Annotated in this window: 17 protein-coding genes; 2 read left to right on the forward strand and 15 right to left on the reverse strand. The window is 67.9% G+C overall.

What is annotated here, in order from left to right:
• Nucleotides 1-10: 10 nt before the first annotated feature.
• Entirely contained in the window at nt 11-406 is a 396-nt protein-coding gene (locus EJO66_RS04525) for a hypothetical protein (RefSeq protein WP_125964713.1), read from the reverse strand.
• A gap of 465 nt (nt 407-871) precedes the next feature.
• On the opposite strand from EJO66_RS04525, the gene EJO66_RS04530 reads away from it, so the two are divergent.
• Complete coding sequence (locus tag EJO66_RS04530) at nt 872-2,443, forward strand: serine hydrolase domain-containing protein (RefSeq protein WP_124956462.1); 1,572 nt, start codon at nt 872-874, stop codon at nt 2,441-2,443.
• Between the two features lie 2 nt (nt 2,444-2,445).
• Here the strand turns inward: EJO66_RS04530 and EJO66_RS04535 are convergent, their stop codons facing one another.
• From EJO66_RS04535 to EJO66_RS04545, 3 genes are all read right to left on the reverse strand, one after another.
• A complete protein-coding gene (locus EJO66_RS04535; protein WP_124956464.1) occupies nt 2,446-3,069 on the reverse strand; it encodes a DUF938 domain-containing protein in 624 nt (207 codons plus the stop codon).
• A 67-nt stretch (nt 3,070-3,136) separates the two neighbouring features.
• Nucleotides 3,137-3,781, reverse strand: a complete 645-nt coding sequence (locus tag EJO66_RS04540; RefSeq protein ID WP_124956466.1) for a response regulator transcription factor — start codon at nt 3,779-3,781, stop codon at nt 3,137-3,139.
• Nucleotides 3,778-5,148, reverse strand: a complete 1,371-nt coding sequence (locus EJO66_RS04545; protein ID WP_124956468.1) for a cache domain-containing protein — start codon at nt 5,146-5,148, stop codon at nt 3,778-3,780. Before EJO66_RS04545 ends, EJO66_RS04540 begins: the two co-directional genes overlap by 4 nt.
• Nucleotides 5,149-5,267: 119 nt before the next feature.
• Between EJO66_RS04545 and EJO66_RS04550 the strand changes: the two genes are divergently transcribed.
• Nucleotides 5,268-5,501, forward strand: coding sequence for a hypothetical protein (locus EJO66_RS04550; protein WP_223262157.1), 234 nt, complete (start codon nt 5,268-5,270; stop codon nt 5,499-5,501).
• A 30-nt stretch (nt 5,502-5,531) separates the two neighbouring features.
• Here the strand turns inward: EJO66_RS04550 and EJO66_RS04555 are convergent, their stop codons facing one another.
• The 11 genes from EJO66_RS04555 to ppk2 all read right to left on the reverse strand — a co-directional run bounded on the left by EJO66_RS04555 (nt 5,532) and on the right by ppk2 (nt 18,956).
• Nucleotides 5,532-6,470, reverse strand: coding sequence for a VTT domain-containing protein (locus EJO66_RS04555; protein WP_124956469.1), 939 nt, complete (start codon nt 6,468-6,470; stop codon nt 5,532-5,534).
• A gap of 39 nt (nt 6,471-6,509) precedes the next feature.
• Complete coding sequence (locus tag EJO66_RS04560; protein ID WP_124956471.1) at nt 6,510-7,520, reverse strand: aldo/keto reductase; 1,011 nt, start codon at nt 7,518-7,520, stop codon at nt 6,510-6,512.
• Nucleotides 7,521-7,637: 117 nt separating this feature from the next.
• Nucleotides 7,638-8,912, reverse strand: a complete 1,275-nt coding sequence (locus tag EJO66_RS04565) for an MFS transporter (protein WP_124956473.1) — start codon at nt 8,910-8,912, stop codon at nt 7,638-7,640.
• A gap of 132 nt (nt 8,913-9,044) precedes the next feature.
• A complete protein-coding gene (gene urtE, locus EJO66_RS04570) occupies nt 9,045-9,737 on the reverse strand; it encodes an urea ABC transporter ATP-binding subunit UrtE (RefSeq protein WP_021008684.1) in 693 nt (230 codons plus the stop codon).
• 171 nt (nt 9,738-9,908) lie between these two features.
• On the reverse strand, nt 9,909-10,787 hold the full coding sequence (gene urtD, locus EJO66_RS04575) for an urea ABC transporter ATP-binding protein UrtD (RefSeq protein WP_124956475.1): 879 nt from the start codon (nt 10,785-10,787) through the stop codon (nt 9,909-9,911).
• A gap of 115 nt (nt 10,788-10,902) precedes the next feature.
• Nucleotides 10,903-12,126, reverse strand: a complete 1,224-nt coding sequence (urtC, locus tag EJO66_RS04580) for an urea ABC transporter permease subunit UrtC (protein WP_124956477.1) — start codon at nt 12,124-12,126, stop codon at nt 10,903-10,905.
• Nucleotides 12,127-12,247: 121 nt separating this feature from the next.
• Complete coding sequence (gene urtB, locus EJO66_RS04585) at nt 12,248-13,795, reverse strand: urea ABC transporter permease subunit UrtB (RefSeq protein WP_124956479.1); 1,548 nt, start codon at nt 13,793-13,795, stop codon at nt 12,248-12,250.
• Between the two features lie 92 nt (nt 13,796-13,887).
• The gene (gene urtA, locus EJO66_RS04590) at nt 13,888-15,156 is read right to left on the reverse strand and encodes an urea ABC transporter substrate-binding protein (RefSeq protein WP_015866788.1); all 1,269 of its coding nucleotides are present in this window, start codon (nt 15,154-15,156) and stop codon (nt 13,888-13,890) included.
• Nucleotides 15,157-15,312: 156 nt separating this feature from the next.
• Nucleotides 15,313-16,773, reverse strand: coding sequence for an MFS transporter (locus EJO66_RS04595; protein ID WP_125964714.1), 1,461 nt, complete (start codon nt 16,771-16,773; stop codon nt 15,313-15,315).
• Between the two features lie 145 nt (nt 16,774-16,918).
• Nucleotides 16,919-17,986, reverse strand: coding sequence for an extracellular catalytic domain type 1 short-chain-length polyhydroxyalkanoate depolymerase (locus tag EJO66_RS04600; protein WP_124956483.1), 1,068 nt, complete (start codon nt 17,984-17,986; stop codon nt 16,919-16,921).
• A 52-nt stretch (nt 17,987-18,038) separates the two neighbouring features.
• Entirely contained in the window at nt 18,039-18,956 is a 918-nt protein-coding gene (ppk2, locus tag EJO66_RS04605; RefSeq protein ID WP_399281249.1) for a polyphosphate kinase 2, read from the reverse strand.
• Nucleotides 18,957-19,003 lie beyond the last annotated feature (47 nt).

Raw genomic sequence — 19,003 nt, forward strand, 5'->3', positions numbered from 1 at the left:
AGCGTTGGCACTACGCAGAGGTTTCGCTCTTCTTGCGTACCACCAACGCCGCGAGACCCGCACTGACGATGGCCCAGGCTCCGATTCCAACAGCCATCGCGTTCTCGGGCCTCATCGGCAATTGGATCGGAACGATGCCGAAGGCAATGCTCGCGGCTGCAATGGCAGCAAGCATGCCAAGCGCCCGACGTGGACTCGTCGCGGCGACGGCGCCGACCCAAGCACCCAGCGCGGCAGAGGCCGCCCCCCCCATGACGACATACACGCGCAGCATCCGAGCGGCTTCATCCTCGCCGTGATGCCCAATCCCCGTACCTGGAAACGCGAGTGAAAAGAGGATGGGCATGCCCAGAAACAGAACGACGCCGAGCAAAGCCCCGCACAGGGCGAAGATCGGAGGCTTCATCGGCTTATCGGCCAGAAGACAACCCGACGCGACGCGTGCAGATCGGAGTAGAGGTATCCGTTGCCGCTCCACGGTGATCGAAAGGTATCAATGCCGAGACCGGCTTTGCCATTTCGGGAAGTGGCATCTGTTTTTCCTTCCTGTGCTTATCTAGCTTGGTCCAGCGAACTGACCATGGACCACTGTGAGTCCGCCGCATCTTATCGACCCAAGATCGTGCTGCCAGCCACCCGAAAGGCTACGTTCACACGAGCCTTCTCCTGCGATCATGAAACATTGCCGCGTCCTGCAGGCAAGCACGATGCGGGGACTCTCCAATCATCGAATCCAATGATGAGAACCTTGGCGCTACATCGCGCACCGCACTCGAAAACGCTAGCCGCCCTTACGGGATTCACCCACAATCCCGCCGGTGTCGAAAGTTGCGCACCGCCATCGACTCTCGCGAAAACCCAAGGACCGCCAATGAAGTGCTCGATCCGCCGCTCCCTCGCCACCACCGCCGCGGCCCTGGGCCTGGCGGTCGCACTGGTCTCATGCGGTGGAGGTGGCGGCGGCGGCGGGGGTGGAGGTGGCGGAGGAATCGGCATCGGCGCCCCATCGACACCCACCACGGCACAGCTGCCGGAGCGCGAGGCGCTGATTGCCCGCGCACGGGCCCTCGAACTCAACACGCCCTACGTGCCGCCGCCCGGCAACGCCCTGGAGCACCACACCTCCGGCTATGCCAAGACGATGTGCTCCGCCGTGTTCATCACCGGCATCGACCCCGAGGTCGCCGCCGAAAGCCTGGGCTACTTCGTGGGGCCGTACGAGCAGCGCAAGAACGTCGGCAAGCCCGTGGTCGACCGCGTGAAAAAGGAGGTTCGCATCTCGATTCCCAACGGCCCGACGCTGGTGGCGCGCCACTTCGGTTCGCAGGGCTGCGTCACGCTGCCGGCCGGGCGGGACGACGTGTTCTTCACGCCCGTCGAAGTCAGCAGCGCGCTGCCCGACCCCGCGACCCAGCCATGGCCGATGGGCGACGTGCTGCCGGGCGACCCGCCGCCGGCCGAGGTCGACATGTCCAAGGTGACCCGGGCCGTCGATGCCGCGTTCGATGTGCCCGAGGCCTACACGTCGGCCTTCGTGGTCACGCACAAGGGCCGCATCGTCGCCGAGCGCTACATGAGCGGCATCGGCCCGACGACGCCGCTCGAATCGTGGTCGATGGGCAAGAGCGTGGTGGCCACGATGATGGGGGTGCTCATCAAGCAGGGCGTGTACAGGCTCGACCAGCCGGCGCCGATTCCCGAGTGGCAAGGCGCCGGCGATGCGCGCCAGCAGATCAAGATCTCGGACATCCTGCAGATGTCGAGCGGCCTGCGCATCAAGGCGCCGGATGATCCGGACTTCGATCCCAACGGCGCCTACCCCGATCACGTCTACTACTACACGGGCCGCATCAACGCCTTCAACTATGCCGCCACCCGGCCGCAGCAATGGCCGCCCGGCGCGGTGGGCCGCTACCGCAACACCGATCCCGTGCTGGCCAACTACCTGATTCGCCTCGCGGTGGAAAAGAGCGGTGAGGAATATCTTTCGTTTCCGCAGCGCGCGCTCTTCGACAAGATCGGCATCCGCTCCATGGTGATCGAGACCGACCCCTACGGCAACTTTCTCACGCAGGGCTACGACTTCATGTCGGGGCGAGACTGGGCGCGCCTTGGCAATCTCTACCTGCAGGACGGCGTGTGGAACGGCGAGCGCATTCTTCCCGAGGGCTTCGTCAACTTCGTGAGCAGCGTGGCGCCCGCATGGGCCGCGGACAAGCGCCCGATCTACGGCGGCTTCTTCTGGATCAACGGAATGAGCTCGCTCGCGGCGCCGACGTCGGCGTACTACATGCTCGGCGCAGGAGGCCAGCACGTGGTGGTGATTCCGTCGCACGATCTCGTCGTGGTGCGGATCGGCCATTCGAGGGGATCGCGCTTCGCGGGCTCGACGCTGAACCAGGCGCTGGGGCTGCTGACCGCTGCGGTGCCCCGCGTGCGCTGAGCCTAGAAGCCGAAGACCAGCAGCAGGTTGTTCGCGGGCATCGCATGCCGCTCGCGCAGCGCAAGCCCTGCGCGGTGCGCCTCGGCCAGCACGTCCTCCAGGCGCCGTATGCCCCAGGCTGGATTGCGGGCTTGCAGGTCTTCGTCGAACGCCAGGTTGCTCGGCGCCGGCGTGCCCTCTTCTTCGAAATAGGGCCCGTAGGTGATCAGCAATCCATCGGCAAGCAGATGCCGCGCGGCCCCTTGCATCAACGCGGCACATGCGGCCCAGGGCGCAATGTGCAGCATGTTGGCGCAGTAGATCGCATCGAACTTTTCTTCTCCTCGGGCGAACGCGGCGCCTTGCGACGGCCATCGAGGCGCCATCACGTCGAGCAGCAGCGGCGCACGGAAATTGGGCAGCGCGGCCTGCGCGACGCGGCTTGCAATCGCGGGGAGCATGCGCGCGTCTGCGTCGGTGGGCTGCCAGGTCCACCCAGGCATTGCTGCGGCGAACCATGCGGCGTGCTGGCCCGTGCCGGATGCGATCTCGAGCGCGCTGCCGCGCTCGCCGAGGACGCGGGCCAGCGCCTCGAGGATGGGCTGCTTGTTGCGGTCGGCGGCGGGGCTGTGGGGAAGATCGGACATGGGAATCGGGCCTGGATGAATGTGGTTGATCGGGACAGGAGCTTTGATCGAGGCAAGGCAGCGCGGCTCAGCCCTGCCCGAACTCCCGCGCATGCTCGACCGCATACTTGATGAGTTCCGCCTGCCCCTCGATGCCCAGCCGCCGCTTGATGCTCTGCCGGTGCGCCTCCACGGTGCGCACGCTCAGCCCCAGGTCGCGCGCGATCTGCTTGCTCGATTCGCCGCGGCCCAGCGCGCTGAGGATCTCGCTCTCGCGCGGCGTGAGCAGCGGCCTGGGCGCCTGGTTGCGGAACAGCTTCTTCGACACGGCCGGGCTCAGGAAGGTGCCGCCGGCCGACACCGCCTCGATGGCGGCGACGATCTCGGCCGCGGGTGCGTCCTTCAGCACATAGCCGCGCGCGCCCGCCTGCAGGGCCTTCTGCACGTATTCGGGGTTGTCGTACATGCTGAGCATCACCACGTGCGGCGCGGGCTGATGGCGCTGCAGCACCAGCGCGGCCAGGTCGATGCCGTTCATGTCCTTCATGCCGACATCCATCAGCAGCAGGTCGGGCTGGAGCGTTTCAATGAGCGCCAGCGCCTCGGCCGCACTACCCGCCTCGCCGACGATCTCCAGCCCCGGCATGGCGCCGAGCCGTGCGCGCAGGCCATCGCGCACCAGCGGATGGTCGTCGACCAGGAAGAGGCGGATGGGGGCGGCGTCTTTCTTCATGCCGGTTCAGGCCTCGCGCTGCGCGCCGGCACTTCGGCCACGATGGTTGTTCCGCCTTCGCCCGACTGCACGTCCAGGCGCCCGCCGATCGATTCCATGCGCTCGCGCATGTTGCGCAAGCCGATGCCGCGCCGCGCATCGAGTTGCATCGCTTCCACGTCGAAGCCGATGCCGTCGTCGCCGATCGCAAGCCGCACGCCTTCTTCGTCGGAAAAGCCCAGCGCAATGTGCACGCGGTGCGCCTGCGCGTGCTTGCGCACATTGGTGAGCGCCTCCTGCGTGACGCGGAAGAGCGCGGTCTTGGCCTCCTGCGAGAGCTCGAAGGCCTCGCCCTCGATCATGATCGACGCATCGATGGCGCCCTCTTCGGCGAATTCGTCGCCCAGGCGCTCGAGCGCGGCGGGCAGGCCGAGCGTGTCGAGCAGGGCCGGCCGCAGGCGGTGCGAAATGCGGCGCACCTCGATCAGCGAATCGTTGAGCCGTTGCAGCGCCTTGCTCAGTGCGGGCGGCGCGGGCTGGCGTTCACGGTCGAGCGCATCCACCGCCGATTCGATCAGCAGCTTGGCCGACACCAGCGTCTGGCTGGTGCCGTCATGGAGCTCGCGCGCGAGGTGGCCGCGCTCTTCTTCCTGCGACTGCACCACGCGCCGCGCCAGCAGCCGCAGCTTGGCCTCGGCCGTGCGGTGCTCGCTGAGATTGAGCAGCAGCCCGGTGGCACTCACCACGCCCAGGCACAGCGCCGCGATGCCGGCAATCCAGAGCAGCGTGGTGGTGACGTTGGCGCTCATCTGGCGGTCGAGCGCCTGCATGGTCGCCTCGATGTCGTCCAGGTACAGGCCGGTGCCGACCATCCAGTTCCAGCGCGGCAGCGCCGTGACGTAGCCGAGCTTGGGCGCCATCTGCTCGCTGGAGGGCTTGCGCCATTCGTATTCGACATAGCCGCCGCCCGCACGCGCGCCCGCGATCAGGTCCTGGATGGTGAAGCGCCCGCGCGAGTCGTGCATGTCCCAGAGGTTCTGGCCCACGAGGTCGGGCTGGCGCGAATGCATGAGCGAGCGGCCCTGCATGTCGTAGACGAAGAAGTAGCCGTCGTCGCCGTAGTCGAGCGCGGCCAGGCGGCGCAGGGCCTCGCTGCGGGTGTCCTCGTCGTCCTGGCCCGCGTCGTACAGCGGCCGCACGGTGCTCACGGCAAGGTCGACGTAGCTGCGCAGTTCGCTGCGCCGCTGGGCCATGTAGCTTTTCTCGATCAGCGCGCGCTCGCGCTGCGCCAGGTCATGCTCCTGGTGGCGCACCGCCAGGGCCACCAGCACCAGCGCAACCAGCAGCGGTGCAACGGCCAGTGCGACGATCTTGGTGCGGAGGTTCATCGGGGGGCAAGACTACCACCGGGCAAGGGCATGCACCTTGAGATCGTGAGGACACAGGGACGTACACCGGAGACGAATGGAATTCGCGCTTCAGCATCTGCCAGCCCACCCGCCACAGCGTGCTGGAGAAAGACCTTGCGAGGGACCATGGCCGCATCGCCTTTCGCCTCGCGGCCCGCAGCCGGCAGTGCCGCTACGAGGTGATCGAGGCGGAGCAGGTCAGCACCTACGGCTGGAGCGTGCAGGGCTACCCGTCGCTCGGAGCCTACCGGAAGCGCGCCCTGCCCGGCTGGCGCCATTCGCCTCGCGATGAGCGAGGGGTCCTGTCCTGCCCGATGGTCCGGCTGGACTGAGCCGCCTTTCCTCGTCGTCGCCGAACGGGCTCAGTGCAGGCTCGTCGGCCGGCCCGAGGCCACCCAGGCATCGAGCCCGCCCGTCAGCGGCAGCGCGCGCCGCGCACCGCGCGCCAGCAGCACGCGCGCGGCCAGGGCGGCCGACACCTCGTTGGGGCAGTTGCAGTAAAGGACCACATCGCGCCCACCGACAAGCGGCAGTTCCGGATGCCGCTGCTGCAGCGCCTTGAGCGTATAGGGCAGCGCCCCGGGAATGCGGCGTGGATCGACCTGCACGCCGGCCTCCCCGCGCACGTCGATGACCAGCGGCGGCGCCTCGCTCGCGAGCAGCTCGTGCAGCTCGTCCACGCTGATGCGCGGCATGCCGGTGAGCCGCATGAACATGCGCCGGCGCCAGTAGCGCACCGCCAGCGTCGCGGCCAGCACCACCACCAGCGCCAGGGTCGCGATGCCGCCGGCCTGGGCCAGCATGGCGAGCACCTCCTGGATCTGGTCGCGAAAAATCCAGCCCAGCCCGAGAAAGACGCCGGTCCAGACCAGCGCGGCGCCAATGTCGAAGCCGATGAAGCGCCACACCGACATGCCCAGCGCGCCGGCCATCGGCGGCGCGACCACCGACACGCCCGGTACGAACTTGGCGGCCACCAGCGAGAGGCCGCCCCATCGGCCGATGAGCGATTCGCCGCGCCGCACGCATGAATCGGGCGACAGCGAGACGCGGCACAGAAGCCGCATGAAGCGGTAGCCGAAGCGGCGTCCGGCATAGAACCATGCGCCGTCGCCGAGCACATTGGCCAGCACCGCGGCCAGCACCACGCCCGCCACCGATACATTGCCGGCCGCCAGCAGCGCACCCGACACCACCAGCACCGCGGCCGCGGGCACCGGCAATCCGAGGCGCGCGGCAAAGCTCGCCGCGAAGACGATCGCGATCGCGTTCTGCACCAGCAGCGACATCAGCTGTGCCATGGCAGCAGCGCGAGCTTCTCCGGGTTCACTCCTGGGTGCCTACCGGGGCGCGTCGCCCTTGCGGTATTCGGCCGTAAGCTCGTCGAGCTTCTGCTTGAGCGCAGGGTCCAGCTTGTAGCTGGCCGCGGCCAGCGTGGCGTCGAGCTGCTCGGGGCGGCTGGCGCCGAGCAACGGCGCGGTGATGAGCGGGTTGGCCATGACCCAGGCCACTGCCAGCGTGGCCAGCGGCACGCCGGCTTCGTCGGCCAGCTCGTGCAGCTGGGTCACGGTGTTGAAGCTGCGCTCGTTCCAGTAGCGGTCCTGGTACATGCCGCCGGCCGTACCGAGCGTGAAGCGGGTATTTTGCTCGGGCGTGGCGCCGGGCTTGTACTTGCCGGTGAGCAGGCCGCCGGCCAGCGGGTTGTAGGGAATCACGCCCAGGCCCTCTTCGCCCGCGAGCGGCAGCAGCTCGCGTTCGATCTCGCGGAACAGCAGGCTGTAGCGCGGCTGCACCGACACATAGCGCGTGAGCCTGTGCAGTTCGGCCTTGCCGAGCGCGCGGGCGAGCCGGTAGGCCAGGAAGTTGGACACGCCGATGTAGCGCGCGCGGCCCGACTTGACGATGACGTCGAGCGCCTCCAGGCTCTCTTCGAGCGGCGTCTCGCGGTCATCGCTGTGCAGCTGGTACAGGTCGACATGGTCTGTCTGCAGCCGCTTGAGCGAGGCATCGATGGCGTCGAGCAGGTGCTTGCGCGATGCGCCCTGGTCCCAGCTGTTGGGGCCGACCTTGCCGACCGCCTTGGTGGCCACCACGAAGCGGCGGCGGCCCGCGGCGCCCTGCTTCTGCAGCCAGCGGCCGATGATTTCCTCAGTGCGGCCCGTGGTTTCGACGGTGCCGCCGAGCGGGTACACGTCGGCGGTGTCGAGAAAGTTGATGCCGCCCTCGGCGGCCTTGTCGAGAATCTGGTGCGACACGGCCTCGTCGGTCTGCAGGCCGAAGGTCATGGTGCCGAGCGCAAGGCGCGAGACGGTGAGGCCGGTGCGGCCGAGTCGGGTGGTCGGAATGCTCATGGGAGTGTCGCTCCGGGCGATGGAAGGGCGACGGCCATCATAGTCACGACGGCGCGAGGCTGCAGCGCTCGGGTGCTTTCAAGATGCGCGCCGCGCGCATCGAGAGCGCCATGTGCGCTAGCCGGCGGAGCCCTCGCAGGCCACCTTGTCGGCCGGCCGCGCATGAGCCCGTTCGCTCGCCCGTGCGCTCATCAGCGCCCAGGCGAACACGCCCACGCCTGCCAGCGCGAGCAGCGCACCGACCCACCCGGTCGAGGTCCAGCCCAGCCCGGCCGCAATGGCCACGCCGCCGAGCCAGGCGCCCAGCGCATTGGCCATGTTGAAGGCCGAGTGGTTGAGCGCGGCGGCGAGCGTCTGCGCGTCGCCGGCCACGTCCATCAGGCGGATCTGCAGCGCCGGGCCGATGGCCACGGTGGTGCCGATGAGAAACACGTTGATCGCCGCGGCGACCACGTGGTGCGCCGCGAACGAGAACATCGCGAGCACCAGCGCCGCATAGACGAGCAGGCCGCCGATGGTGCGCATCAGCGACTTGTCGGCCAGGCGCGAGCCGACGAGGTTGCCGGTGACCATGCCCAGGCCGAACAGCGCGAGCACGAAGGGCACGCCGCCCAGCGGCAGGCCGGCCACCTCGATGAGCGTGGGCTTGATGTAGCTGAACACGGCGAACATGCCGCCGAAGCCGATGGCGCCGATGCCGAGCGTGAACCACACCTGCTTGCGCTTGAGCGCGCCGAGCTCGCGCCAGGGGCTGGCACCCGCGGGCGGGGCGAGGTCGGGGATGTCGCGGCGCAGCAGCGCCACCGCCACCAGCGCGATGAGGCCGACGAACACGAAGGCGGCGCGCCAGCCGAACAGCTGGCCGAGCCATGCCGCGATCGGCACACCCACCAGCGTGGCGCCGGTGAGCCCCAGCATCACGAGGCCCACGGCCCGCGCGCGGCGCCCGGGCGGCGCGAGCGTAGCGGCCACCAGTGCGGCCACGCCGAAGTAGGTGCCGTGCGGCAGTCCGGTCGCAAAGCGCAGCAGGTTGAGCGACATGTAGCCCGGCGCCATCGCGCTCGCGAAGTTGCCGGCGGCAAACACGGCCATGAGCGCGATCAGTAGCGCGCGGCGGCGCCAGCCAGCCGCCAGCACCGCGAGCACCGGGGCGCCGATGACCACGCCGAGCGCATAGGCGCTGATGACGTGGCCGGCCTGCGGAATGCTGACGTCGATGTCTTTGGCCACTTCGGGCAGGAGACCCATGATCACGAACTCGCCGGTGCCGATGGCGAAGCCGCCGACGCCGAGCGCGAGCACGGCGCGCAGGAAGTTGACGGGCCGTGCGGCGGGGGAAACAACGGAAATGTCGGTGTCCGCGCTGTCCAGCGCGGGTGGGGAGGCGTTCAAGGCCAGGCTCCTGGGAGGGTGCCCGGCGGCGGCGGGCAGAGGCCTGATTTTAGGGTAAACCCTGAATTTCTGCCGATACGGTGATGCTGCAGGGCCGATACCGGCATGCCGGCCGGCCTCTTCGGCCCCTCGTCAGATCGCGACGAGCTGGCGCACGCCCTGCGCTTCCATGTCCTTGCCGAGCCCGCGCGCAATGACCTCGCCGCGCTCCATCACGAGGTAGTCGTCGGCGAGCTCCTGCGCAAAGTCGTAGTACTGCTCGCACAGCACGATGGCCATGTCGCCGCGGTCGGCCAGCATGCGGATGACGCGGCCGATGTCCTTGATGATGCTGGGCTGGATGCCTTCGGTGGGCTCGTCGAGGATCAACAGCTTGGGCTTGGGCGCCAGCGCACGCGCAATGGCAAGCTGCTGCTGCTGGCCGCCCGAGAGGTCGCCGCCGCGGCGGTTGATCATCTGCTTGAGAACCGGGAACAGGTCGAACAGCTCCGACGGGATGGGGGTGCTGCCGCTCTTGTAGGCCAGGCCCATGCGCAGGTTTTCCTCGACCGTGAGCCTGGCGAAGATCTCGCGGCCCTGCGGGACGAAGCCGATGCCGGCCCGCGCCCTTTCATAAGGAGTCGCCTTGTGGATGGGCTTGCCTTCGAGCTCGATGCTGCCGCTCTTGATGGGGACCAGGCCCATCAGCGACTTGAGCAGCGTGGTCTTGCCCACGCCATTGCGGCCCAGCAGCACCGTGACCTTGCCGAGCGTGGCCTCGAAGCTCACGTCTCGTAGGATGTGGGAGCCGCCGTAGTACTGGTGGATATTTTTTACTGTCAGCATTTTGTTGGCGCCTTCCTTTGTTCTTGTTGAGGGCACCCGGCATGCGGCGCGGTGGTCGTCGTGCCAAGGCCGTCGGCCCTCACCCCTGCCCTCTCCCGGAGGGAGAGGGAGGAAGACAGGGGGCGCACCACCGCTCTGACCACAGCCCCCGTCGCCGAGCCCCGAACAAGATCAGCGCCCAAGATAAACCTCGATCACCCGTTCATCCGCCTGCACTTCGTCCAGCGTGCCCTGCGCCAGCACCGACCCATCGCACAGCACGGTGACGATCTCCGAAATGGTGCGGATGAAGCTCATGTCGTGCTCCACCACCATCAGCGAATGCTTGCCCTTGAGCGTGAGAAACAGCTCGGCGGTGCGCGCCGTTTCCTCGTCGGTCATGCCGGCCACGGGCTCGTCGAGCAGCAGCAGCTTCGGATCCTGCATCAGCAGCATGCCGATCTCCAGCCACTGCTTCTGGCCGTGGCTCAGGTTGCCGGCCAGGCGCGACACGCTGTCGGCCAGGTGAATGGTCTGCAGCACCTCGGCGAGCCGATCGCTCTGCGCCGAGTCGAGTCTGAACAGCATCGAGGCGCGAACGCCCTTGTTGGTCTTGAGCGCGAGTTCGAGGTTCTCGAACACCGTGAGATGCTCGAACACCGTCGGCTTCTGGAACTTGCGGCCGATGCCCAGCTGCGCGATGTCGGCCTCGCGATGGCGCAGCAGGTCGATGGTGCTGCCGAAGAACACCGTGCCCTCGTCGGGCCGCGTCTTGCCGGTGATGATGTCCATCATCGTCGTCTTGCCCGCGCCGTTCGGCCCGATGATGCAGCGCAGCTCGCCCGGCGCAATGTCGAGCGACAGCTTGTTGATGGCCTTGAAGCCGTCGAAGCTCACGCTCACGTCTTCGAGGTAGAGGATGCGGCCATGCGTCACGTCCACTTCGCCCGGCGTTGCAATGCGGCCGAAGTCCGCGGAACGGCCGCCCGATTCGGTGCTGCCGCCCGCGTAGTGCATGCCCTTGGCGCGGGCGGCGCGCTCGGCGCCGGCTTCCATCAGGTCGGGCGTCATTCAGAAACCTCCGCGCTTCGCGCTGCGGTATTCGCCTTGGGAGCGGCCCGGCGGCTCATTTCAGAAACCTCCGCGCTTCGCGCTGCGGTATTCGCCTTGGGAGCGGCCCGGCGGCTCATGCGCGCGCTCCCTTCACTTCGGCCACCAGCGGCGCGTGCAGCGCCTCCGGCTCCACGCCTTGCGCGGCGGCCATGGCGCGCTGTGCTTCCTTGCGGCCGGCGCTCACGCCGGCCGGCGCCTTCTCCCTCGACAGCCACTTGCGCACCAGGCCCACGATGCCGTTCGGCAGGAACAGCGTGACAGCAATGAACAAGGCACCCAGGAAGTACAGCCAGTACTCGGGGTAGGCCACCGTGAGCCAGCTCTTCGCGCCGTTGACGATGAAGGCGCCGATGATCGGCCCGATCAGCGTGGCGCGCCCGCCCACCGCGGCCCAGATCGCGATCTCGATGGAGTTGGCCGCGCTCATCTCGCCGGGATTGATGATGCCCACCTGCGGCACGTACAGCGCACCGGCCACGCCGCACATCACGGCCGAGATGACCCAGATCGTGAGCTTGTAGGGCAGCGGGTTGTAGCCCGAGAACATCACGCGCGTTTCCGCGTCGCGGATGGCCTGCAGCACGCGGCCGAACTTGCTTGCGATCAGCCACTTCGCGAACAGGAAGAAGCCCAGCAGCGTCAAGCCCGTGAGCGCGAAGAGCGTCATGCGCATTTCCTGCGTGGCGATCGGAATGCCAAGGATGCGCTTGAAGTCGGTGAAGCCGTTGTTGCCGCCGAAGCCCGTCTCGTTGCGGAAGAACAGCAGCATCGCGGCGAAGGTCATGGCCTGCGTGATGATCGAAAAATACACGCCCTTGATGCGCGAGCGGAAGGCGAAGAAGCCGAACACGAAGGCAATCAGGCCCGGCACCGCGACGATCAGGATCAGCGTGGCAATGAAGCTGTCGCTGAAGGTCCAGTGCCAGGGCAGCGTCTTCCAGTCGAGGAACACCATGAAGTCCGGCAGGTCGCTCTTGTAGTTGCCGTCGCGGCCGATCTGGCGCATCAGGTACATGCCCATCATGTAGCCGCCGAGCGCAAAGAACAGGCCGTGGCCCAGCGAGAGGATGCCGGTGTAGCCCCAGATCAGGTCCATGGCCAGCGCGCAGATCGCGTAGCACATGATCTTGCCGACCAGCGCCACCGCGTAGTCGCTCATGTGCAGCGGGCTGCCGGCCGGCACCACCATGTTGAGCACCGGTGCCACCGCGCACACCACGATCAGCGCGACGAAGAAGGCTGTCCAGCCCTTGCCGCCCAACAGCGGCCCTTTCTTTGGAAGAGTCACAGCGGTCATAGCGATGTTGCCTGAAGGCTCTGTGCCAGAAACACCGCGGAACCGGCTTCGCCGGGCCGCTGGTGTTGCCCCCTTGAGGGGGTTGGCGAAGCGACACGAAGTGCGCGAAGACTGGGGGTGGTCATGCTTCCGCGCTCCGGCCCTTCATCGCGAAGATGCCTTGCGGGCGCTTCTGGATGAAGATGATGATGAAAACGAGCACCGCGATCTTCGCGAGCACCGCGCCCGCCCAGCCTTCGATGAACTTGTTGAGAATGCCCAGGCCCATGGCCGCATACACCGTGCCCGCGAGCTGGCCGACGCCGCCCATCACGACCACCATGAAGCTGTCGACGATGTAGCTCTGGCCCAGGTCGGGCCCGACGTTGCCGATCTGGCTCAGCGCACAGCCCGCAAGGCCCGCGATGCCGGAGCCAAGCGCGAAGGCGTAGGTGTCGATGCGCGCGGTGTTCACGCCCATACAGGAGGCGATCGGCCGGTTCTGCGTGACGCCGCGCACGAACAGGCCCAGGCGCGTGCGGCCGATGAGCCAGCCCATCGCAAGCAGCACCAGCACCGCGAAGACGATGATGCAGATGCGGTTCCACGGCAGCGTGACGTTGCTCAGCATGGTGAAGCCGCCGCTCATCCAGCCGGGGTTCTCCACGCCCACGTTCTGCGCGCCGAACAGCGAGCGCACGAGCTGCTGCAGCATCAGGCTGATGCCCCAGGTGGCCAGCAGCGTCTCGAGCGGCCGGCCGTAGAGGAAGCGGATCACGCCGCGCTCGAGCACCGCGCCCACCAGCGCCGAACTCAGGAAGGCCACAGGAATGGCCGCCACCAGGTACCAGCCGAAGGCCGCCTCGGGCATGTAGCGCTGGAAGATGCCCTGCATCACGTAGGTGGCGTAGGCGCCGATCATCATCAGCTCGCCATGCGCCATGTTGATGACGCCCATCAGGCCGTAGGTGATGGCCAGGCCCAGCGCGGCCAGCAGCAGCACCGAGCCCAGGCTGATGCCGCTGAACACCGCGTTGATGCGGTCGCCCCACACCAGCGAGCCATCGATGCTGGCAATGGAGGCGACGATGGCGGCCTTGACGTCGGCCTCGGTCTCGTCGGCAAGGCGCTGGTTGAGCAGCAGCTTGGTGTCGGGGCTCGTGTTGGCGCCGAGCTCCTTGGCCGCGGCAAGCCGCCTGGCCTTGTCGGCGCTGCCGAGCATGCTGGCGGCGCGCACCAGCTGGAGCTGCGCCTTGATGCCGGGGTTGGTCTCGGCGGCCAGCGCCTTCTCGACCATCGGAACGCGCGACTCGTCGGGCTCCTTGAAGAGCGCCTGCGCGGCTTCGGCGCGCACCGCGTCGTCCTTGCTCGTGAGCTTGAGCGCGGCCTGCGCCGCATCGAGCGCGCCGCGCATGAGGTTGTTGTTGACGACGTCCTCGGCCGTGTCGGGTACCTTCAGCTCGGCGCCGGTCACGGGGTCGTAGCCCTTGTCGTCCTTCATCACGAAGACCTTGTCTTCGGTGTACTTGACCGCGTCCTCGGTCATGGCCTGGATGAACGCGGCAGTCTTGTCGTCGGCCGTGAGCACGGCCTTGTTGAGCGCAGTGATACGCGCCTCGGATTCGCCCGAGGCAATGGCGCGGGCTTCGTCGGCGGTCAGCGCGTGGACGGCCGATGCCATGAACAGCATGGCGGCGAGTGCACAGTGAAGGGGTCGTCGAAGCATCATGAGAATGGAAGTTGGTATGGCTCCCTCCCCTTCCGGGGGAGGGAGAAACACGCTTACAGCGACTTGCCGGCGGGCTGATCCGGCTTCTTGTCGTTGCCTTCGATGTACGGGCTCCACGGCTTGGCCTTGACCGGACCCGGCGTCTTCCACACCACGCTGAACTGGCCGTCGGCCTTGATCTCGCCGATGAACACGCTCTTGTGCAGGTGATGGTTCTTCTCGTCCATCTTCGAGACGATGCCCGAGGGAGCCGTGAAGGTCTGGCCGGCCATGGCCGCGATCACCTTGTCGGTGTCGGTGCTCTTGGCCTTCTCCACGGCCTGCTTCCACATGTGGATGCCGATCCAGGTGGCTTCCATCGGGTCGTTGGTGAGCGGCTTGTCCTTGTGGCCGGCGATGTTCTTGGCCTTGGCGTAGTCGCTCCACTGCTTGATGAACGCCGTGTTGGTCGGGTTCTTGATCGACATGAAGTAGTTCCATGCAGCGAGGTGGCCCACCAGCGGCTTGGTGTCCACGCCGCGCAGTTCTTCCTCGCCCACCGAGAAGGCCACCACCGGCACGTCCTTGGCCTTGAGGCCGGCGTTGCCGAGTTCCTTGTAGAAGGGCACGTTGGAGTCGCCGTTGATGGTCGAGACCACCGCGGTCTTGCCGCCCGAGGAGAACTTCTTGATGTCGGCGACGATGGTCTGGTAGTCGCTGTGGCCGAAGGGGGTGTACTTCTCGTCGATGTCGGTGTCCTTCACGCCCTTGCTCTTGAGGTAGGCGCGCAGGATCTTGTTGGTGGTGCGGGGGTAGACGTAGTCGGTGCCCAGCAGCACCCAGCGCTTGGCGCCGCCGCCTTCCTTGCTCATCAGGTAGTCGACCGCCGGAATGGCCTGCTGGTTGGGCGCGGCGCCGGTGTAGAACACGTTCTTGCTGAGCTCTTCGCCTTCGTACTGCACAGGGTAGAACAGGAGGCCGTTCATTTCCTCGACCACCGGCAGCACCGACTTGCGCGACACCGAGGTCCAGCAGCCGAAGATCACCGAGACCTTGTCCTGGCCGAGCAGCTGCTTGGTCTTTTCAGCGAACAGCGGCCAGTTGGAAGCCGGATCGACCACCACGGGCTCGAGCTGCTTGCCCAGCACGCCGCCCTTCTTGTTGATGTCGTCGATGGCCATCAGCACGGTGTCTTTCAACACGGTTTCCGAGATGGCCATCGTGCCCGACAGCGAGTGCAGCACGCCGACCTTGATGGTGTCGGCGGCAAAGGCCGGCGCAGCGGAAATGCTGGCCAGGGCGACGGCGGCGGTGAGCGCCTTGAGTGTGAAACGACGTTGCATGTGGACTCCTGCTCCGGGGTGGTTGAAACCTGGTCGCCGGCACGGGCCGGACGATGGAGAGGAGTCTGCGGATTCGCCCGCCCGCGAGAAATACGCCGGGTGGCGTACACGGAGGTACTCAAGGCGGCGATGGCCGCGACGATCTCCGCGGCGCTTTCATTCCTTGGCGGACGGCAGCCGGCTGCCGCGCCGGTGCAGCACCGCCACCAGCAGCGCCGACGCCATCAGGTAGGCCAGCGCCACGCCAAAGGCGGCGCCATGATTGCCGGGCGCGCCGCCCAGCCGCCCGTAGAAGAGGACGCCGATCAGCGCCACCCCCAGCGCATTGCCCGCCTGCTGCACCATCGACAGCACACCCGAGGCCACGCCCGCATGCTGCGCAGGCAAGCCGGCCAGCACGGTCGACACCAGCGGTGCCATCACCATGCCGAGGCCGGCGCCCTGCACGGCCAGCAGCGGCACCATCCATGCCACCACGTGCGCATGGCCCGGCGCCACATTGACAAGCTGCAGCGCATGGCCCGCCGCCAGCACGAGCGCGCCGAGCGCAATGGGCGGCTTGCCGCCGAAGCGGCGTGCGAGCCGAGCCCCGGCCATCGAGGTTGCGAAGAAGCCGATCGCCAGCGCGGTGAAGACCAGGCCCGAGCCGAGCGGATCCAGCGCAAGGCCTTGCTGCAGATAGAGCGCAAGCACGAAATAGAACGAGGCATTGCCGACGTAGAAGGCCAGCGTGGTGAGCAGCCCCGTGACGAAGCGGCTGTTCGCGAACAGCGCCGGCGCCACCAGCGGCGCACCGCCGCGCGCCGCGAGCCTTCGCTGCTGGCGCCCGAACACGGCCCACAGCGGCACCGCGGCCGCAAGGCACAGCCAGCTCCACAGCGGCCAGCCCTGCTCGCGGCCCTCGACCAGCGGCAGCACCACGGCCACGGAGCTGGCCGCCACCAGCAGCATGCCGGCCAGGTCGAGCCGGCTCCCGGCGGTGCTGTTGCCGTTCGCCAGCGGCGGAATCACGCGCGGCGCAAGCACCAGTGCCAGCAGGCCGATCGGCAGGTTGATCAGAAAGCAGCTGCGCCAGCCGAGACCGGCCAGGTCGGCGTGGATCAACAGCCCGCCCACCAGTTGCCCAAGCGTCGCGCTCAGGCCCAGCGTGAGCCCGTAGGCCGCGAAGGCGCGCGCACGGCTTTCGCCCGTGTAGGCCAGCCCGATCATCGCCAGCACCTGCGGTTGCAGCAGCGCACCGGCCAGGCCCTGCAGCACGCGGGCCGCCACCAGCAGTTCGGCATTGGGCGCCAGGCCGCATGCGGCGGACGCCAGCGTGAACAGCAGCAGGCCCAGCATGAACATGCGGCGGCGGCCGAGCAGGTCGCCGAGCCGCCCGCCGGTGATCAGCCCCGCGGCCGTGGCCAGGCCGTAGCCGGCCACCACCATCTGCAAGGTGCCCGCGGAGGCGTGCAGTTCGCGCTGCATCGAGGGCAGCGCCACGTTCACGATGAAGAAGTCCAGCACCACCAGGAAGGTGCCGCTGAGCATGACCCAGAGGCCGAGGGTGCCGGCGCCGCGGCTCGCGGCGGAGGAAAGCGATGCCGCCGGGGCGGCGACGTTCGATGGCTGCGACATGATGGCATCGAGTGTTGGGCTGGCGCGGCGCCGGGGCAATGACCTCTGAGGTCATCGCCGGCCCCCAAGGCAGCGGGCGTCGGCAGTTCCAAGCGCCGGATGGGCATGGCACCGGGCGCATGGCGCGCCGCGCAGGCGTTGCCGCCTAGGCGCTCGCCGGAAGGGCCGCCTTGGTCCTGGCCGCGAGCTTGAATTGCGCCGCCGCAAAGCCCCACACCATGCGCGAGGCATCAGGCCCGGCCGGGTCGCTGAAGAGCAGCTGGGCAGCGCCGCCGCTCCAGGCATGCCCGAGTCCCGCGATCTCGCACAGCACGACCAGCGTGCGGCCCTTGCGCCGGAATTCGGTCACTCGCATGGCATGCCGCTTGCCCCGCTGCAGCGTGCGCGCGAGCCCCGGCTTGGCGCCGACGGCCGTGGCCCACACGGCTGCGCTGTTGACGGCATTGCTCGGCGCCACCACGGCATCGGCCTCGCCATGGATCACCAGCATCGGCGGCAGGGTCGCGAACACGGCGGCCGCGCCCATGGCCTTGCCGACCGCGGTGGTCGGCATCGGCGGCGTGTGCTGCCCGCGCATCGCGCCCAGGGCCGTGGCCGAGGATTTCGCGGCGCCCGGCGCCACGCCCGAATGCATGGCCACGGCGCGAAAGCGCGCCGGATAGCGCGTGGCCAGCAGCGCGGCCATGCTGGCCCCGGCCGACAGGCCCGCCAGCGCGATGCGTTCACGGTCCACCGGATAGAGCATCGAGGCCTGGTCGATGGCCGCCATCAAGGTGGCGGCCTCGGCGTCGGCCTTGCCCGAACGCCGCTCATACCAGTTCCAGCAGCCTTGGGGATGGGCCAGCCTGTCCTGCTCCAGGTAGAGCACCAGGAAGCGCTGGCGCACCGCAAGCGCGTTCATGCGTGTGCTGGCCGCAAAGTCGCGCCCGCTCTGGCCGCAGCCGTGCAGCATGACCATGAGTGGCAGTTTCTCGCCAGGCTGCAGTTGCAGGTCGGCCGGGCGGAACAGGTGGTAGCCGCGCGCACCGCCAGGCCCCAGCGCCATGCCGCCGAGCCAGTCGCCCTTGCCCGGCGGCGGCTTGAGCCGTTTGGCGGTTGCGCGCTGCACCTGGCCCGTCACGCGCTTGCTGTTGCCGAGCGTGATCTTCGTGAGGGCCTTCAGGTTGCGCTCATACGCGCGGGCGAACAGGGAAGCAGTGGAACGACGGGCCATGGGCGCAGTGTGAGGGCAAAGCGCCAGCCGTCCAAACAAGCGGCGCGAGGCCTCAGTAGATCTCCGGCACGATCATGCTGGCCGGCACGGGCTGGCGCAGGTAGTCCGCATGGCGCTCGCGCGCGGGCAGTTCCACCGGCGGATGCGGTACCTCCTGGTAGGGCAGCTGGCCCAGCAGGTGGCTGATGCAGTTCAGCCGCGCCTTCTTCTTGTCGACCGCCTGCACCACCCACCACGGCGCTTCCGCAATGTGGGTGCGCTCCAGCATGATTTCCTTCGCCTTGGTGTATTCCTCCCAGCGGCGTCGGCTTTCGAGGTCCATGGGACTCAGCTTCCATTGCTTGAGCGGGTCGTGGATGCGCCCGAGAAAGCGCATGTGCTGCTCGTCGTCGGTTATGGAGAACCAGTACTTGATGAGCTTGATGCCCGAGCGCACCAGCATCTTCTCGAACTCCGGCACGGTGCGGAAGAACTCCTCGTACTCGTCGTCGGTGCAAAAGCCCATCACGCGCTCCACGCCGGCGCGGTTGTACCAGCTGCGGTCGAACAGCACCATCTCGCCGGCGGCCGGCAGGTGCGCGGCATAGCGCTGGAAGTACCACTGCGTGCGTTCGCGGTCGTTGGGCGCGGGCAACGCGGCCACGCGGGCCACGCGCGGGTTCAGGCGCTGCGTGATGCGCTTGATGACGCCGCCCTTGCCTGCCGCGTCGCGGCCTTCGAAAAGAATGACCACCTTCTGCCTGCTGTGCTGCACCCAGTCCTGCAGCTTCACGAGCTCGCCCTGCAGCCGGAACAGTTCCTTGAAGTAGGCCTGGCGCGCGGCCTTGTCGCTCGTGCGCGACGCGGAGTCGAGGCCGTCGATGTTCCGGTCCTCGATCTCCAGTTCGAGCTCCTCGTCGTAGCTGTCGATCAAGTCGCGGGCGATGCGTTGCATCAGGTCTTCGTGGTCTGGAAGTGCGCTCGTCAGCATCATGGGGAAAAAGGAGATGTGGGGTGGAACGGGCATGCTGCCCGCCG

It is taken from the genome of Variovorax beijingensis, from assembly GCF_003951285.1.
Classification (GTDB): Bacteria; Pseudomonadota; Gammaproteobacteria; order Burkholderiales; family Burkholderiaceae_C; genus Variovorax; species Variovorax beijingensis.

Bases quoted from the DNA above. Each gene is read 5' to 3' on its own strand.
- EJO66_RS04535 (WP_124956464.1), bottom strand. From the start codon at position 3,069: ATGTCCGATCTTCCCCACAGCCCCGCCGCCGACCGCAACAAGCAGCCC.
- EJO66_RS04595 (WP_125964714.1), bottom strand. From the start codon at position 16,773: ATGTCGCAGCCATCGAACGTCGCCGCCCCGGCGGCATCGCTTTCCTCC.
- urtC (WP_124956477.1), bottom strand. From the start codon at position 12,126: ATGACCGCTGTGACTCTTCCAAAGAAAGGGCCGCTGTTGGGCGGCAAG.
- urtA (WP_015866788.1), bottom strand. From the start codon at position 15,156: ATGCAACGTCGTTTCACACTCAAGGCGCTCACCGCCGCCGTCGCCCTG.
- EJO66_RS04555 (WP_124956469.1), bottom strand. From the start codon at position 6,470: ATGGCACAGCTGATGTCGCTGCTGGTGCAGAACGCGATCGCGATCGTC.
- urtD (WP_124956475.1), bottom strand. From the start codon at position 10,787: ATGACGCCCGACCTGATGGAAGCCGGCGCCGAGCGCGCCGCCCGCGCC.
- EJO66_RS04525 (WP_125964713.1), bottom strand. From the start codon at position 406: ATGAAGCCTCCGATCTTCGCCCTGTGCGGGGCTTTGCTCGGCGTCGTT.
- EJO66_RS04600 (WP_124956483.1), bottom strand. From the start codon at position 17,986: ATGGCCCGTCGTTCCACTGCTTCCCTGTTCGCCCGCGCGTATGAGCGC.
- EJO66_RS04530 (WP_124956462.1), top strand. From the start codon at position 872: ATGAAGTGCTCGATCCGCCGCTCCCTCGCCACCACCGCCGCGGCCCTG.
- urtE (WP_021008684.1), bottom strand. From the start codon at position 9,737: ATGCTGACAGTAAAAAATATCCACCAGTACTACGGCGGCTCCCACATC.
- EJO66_RS04545 (WP_124956468.1), bottom strand. From the start codon at position 5,148: ATGAACCTCCGCACCAAGATCGTCGCACTGGCCGTTGCACCGCTGCTG.
- urtB (WP_124956479.1), bottom strand. From the start codon at position 13,795: ATGCTGTTCATGGCATCGGCCGTCCACGCGCTGACCGCCGACGAAGCC.
- EJO66_RS04560 (WP_124956471.1), bottom strand. From the start codon at position 7,520: ATGAGCATTCCGACCACCCGACTCGGCCGCACCGGCCTCACCGTCTCG.
- EJO66_RS04540 (WP_124956466.1), bottom strand. From the start codon at position 3,781: ATGAAGAAAGACGCCGCCCCCATCCGCCTCTTCCTGGTCGACGACCAT.
- ppk2 (WP_399281249.1), bottom strand. From the start codon at position 18,956: ATGCTGACGAGCGCACTTCCAGACCACGAAGACCTGATGCAACGCATC.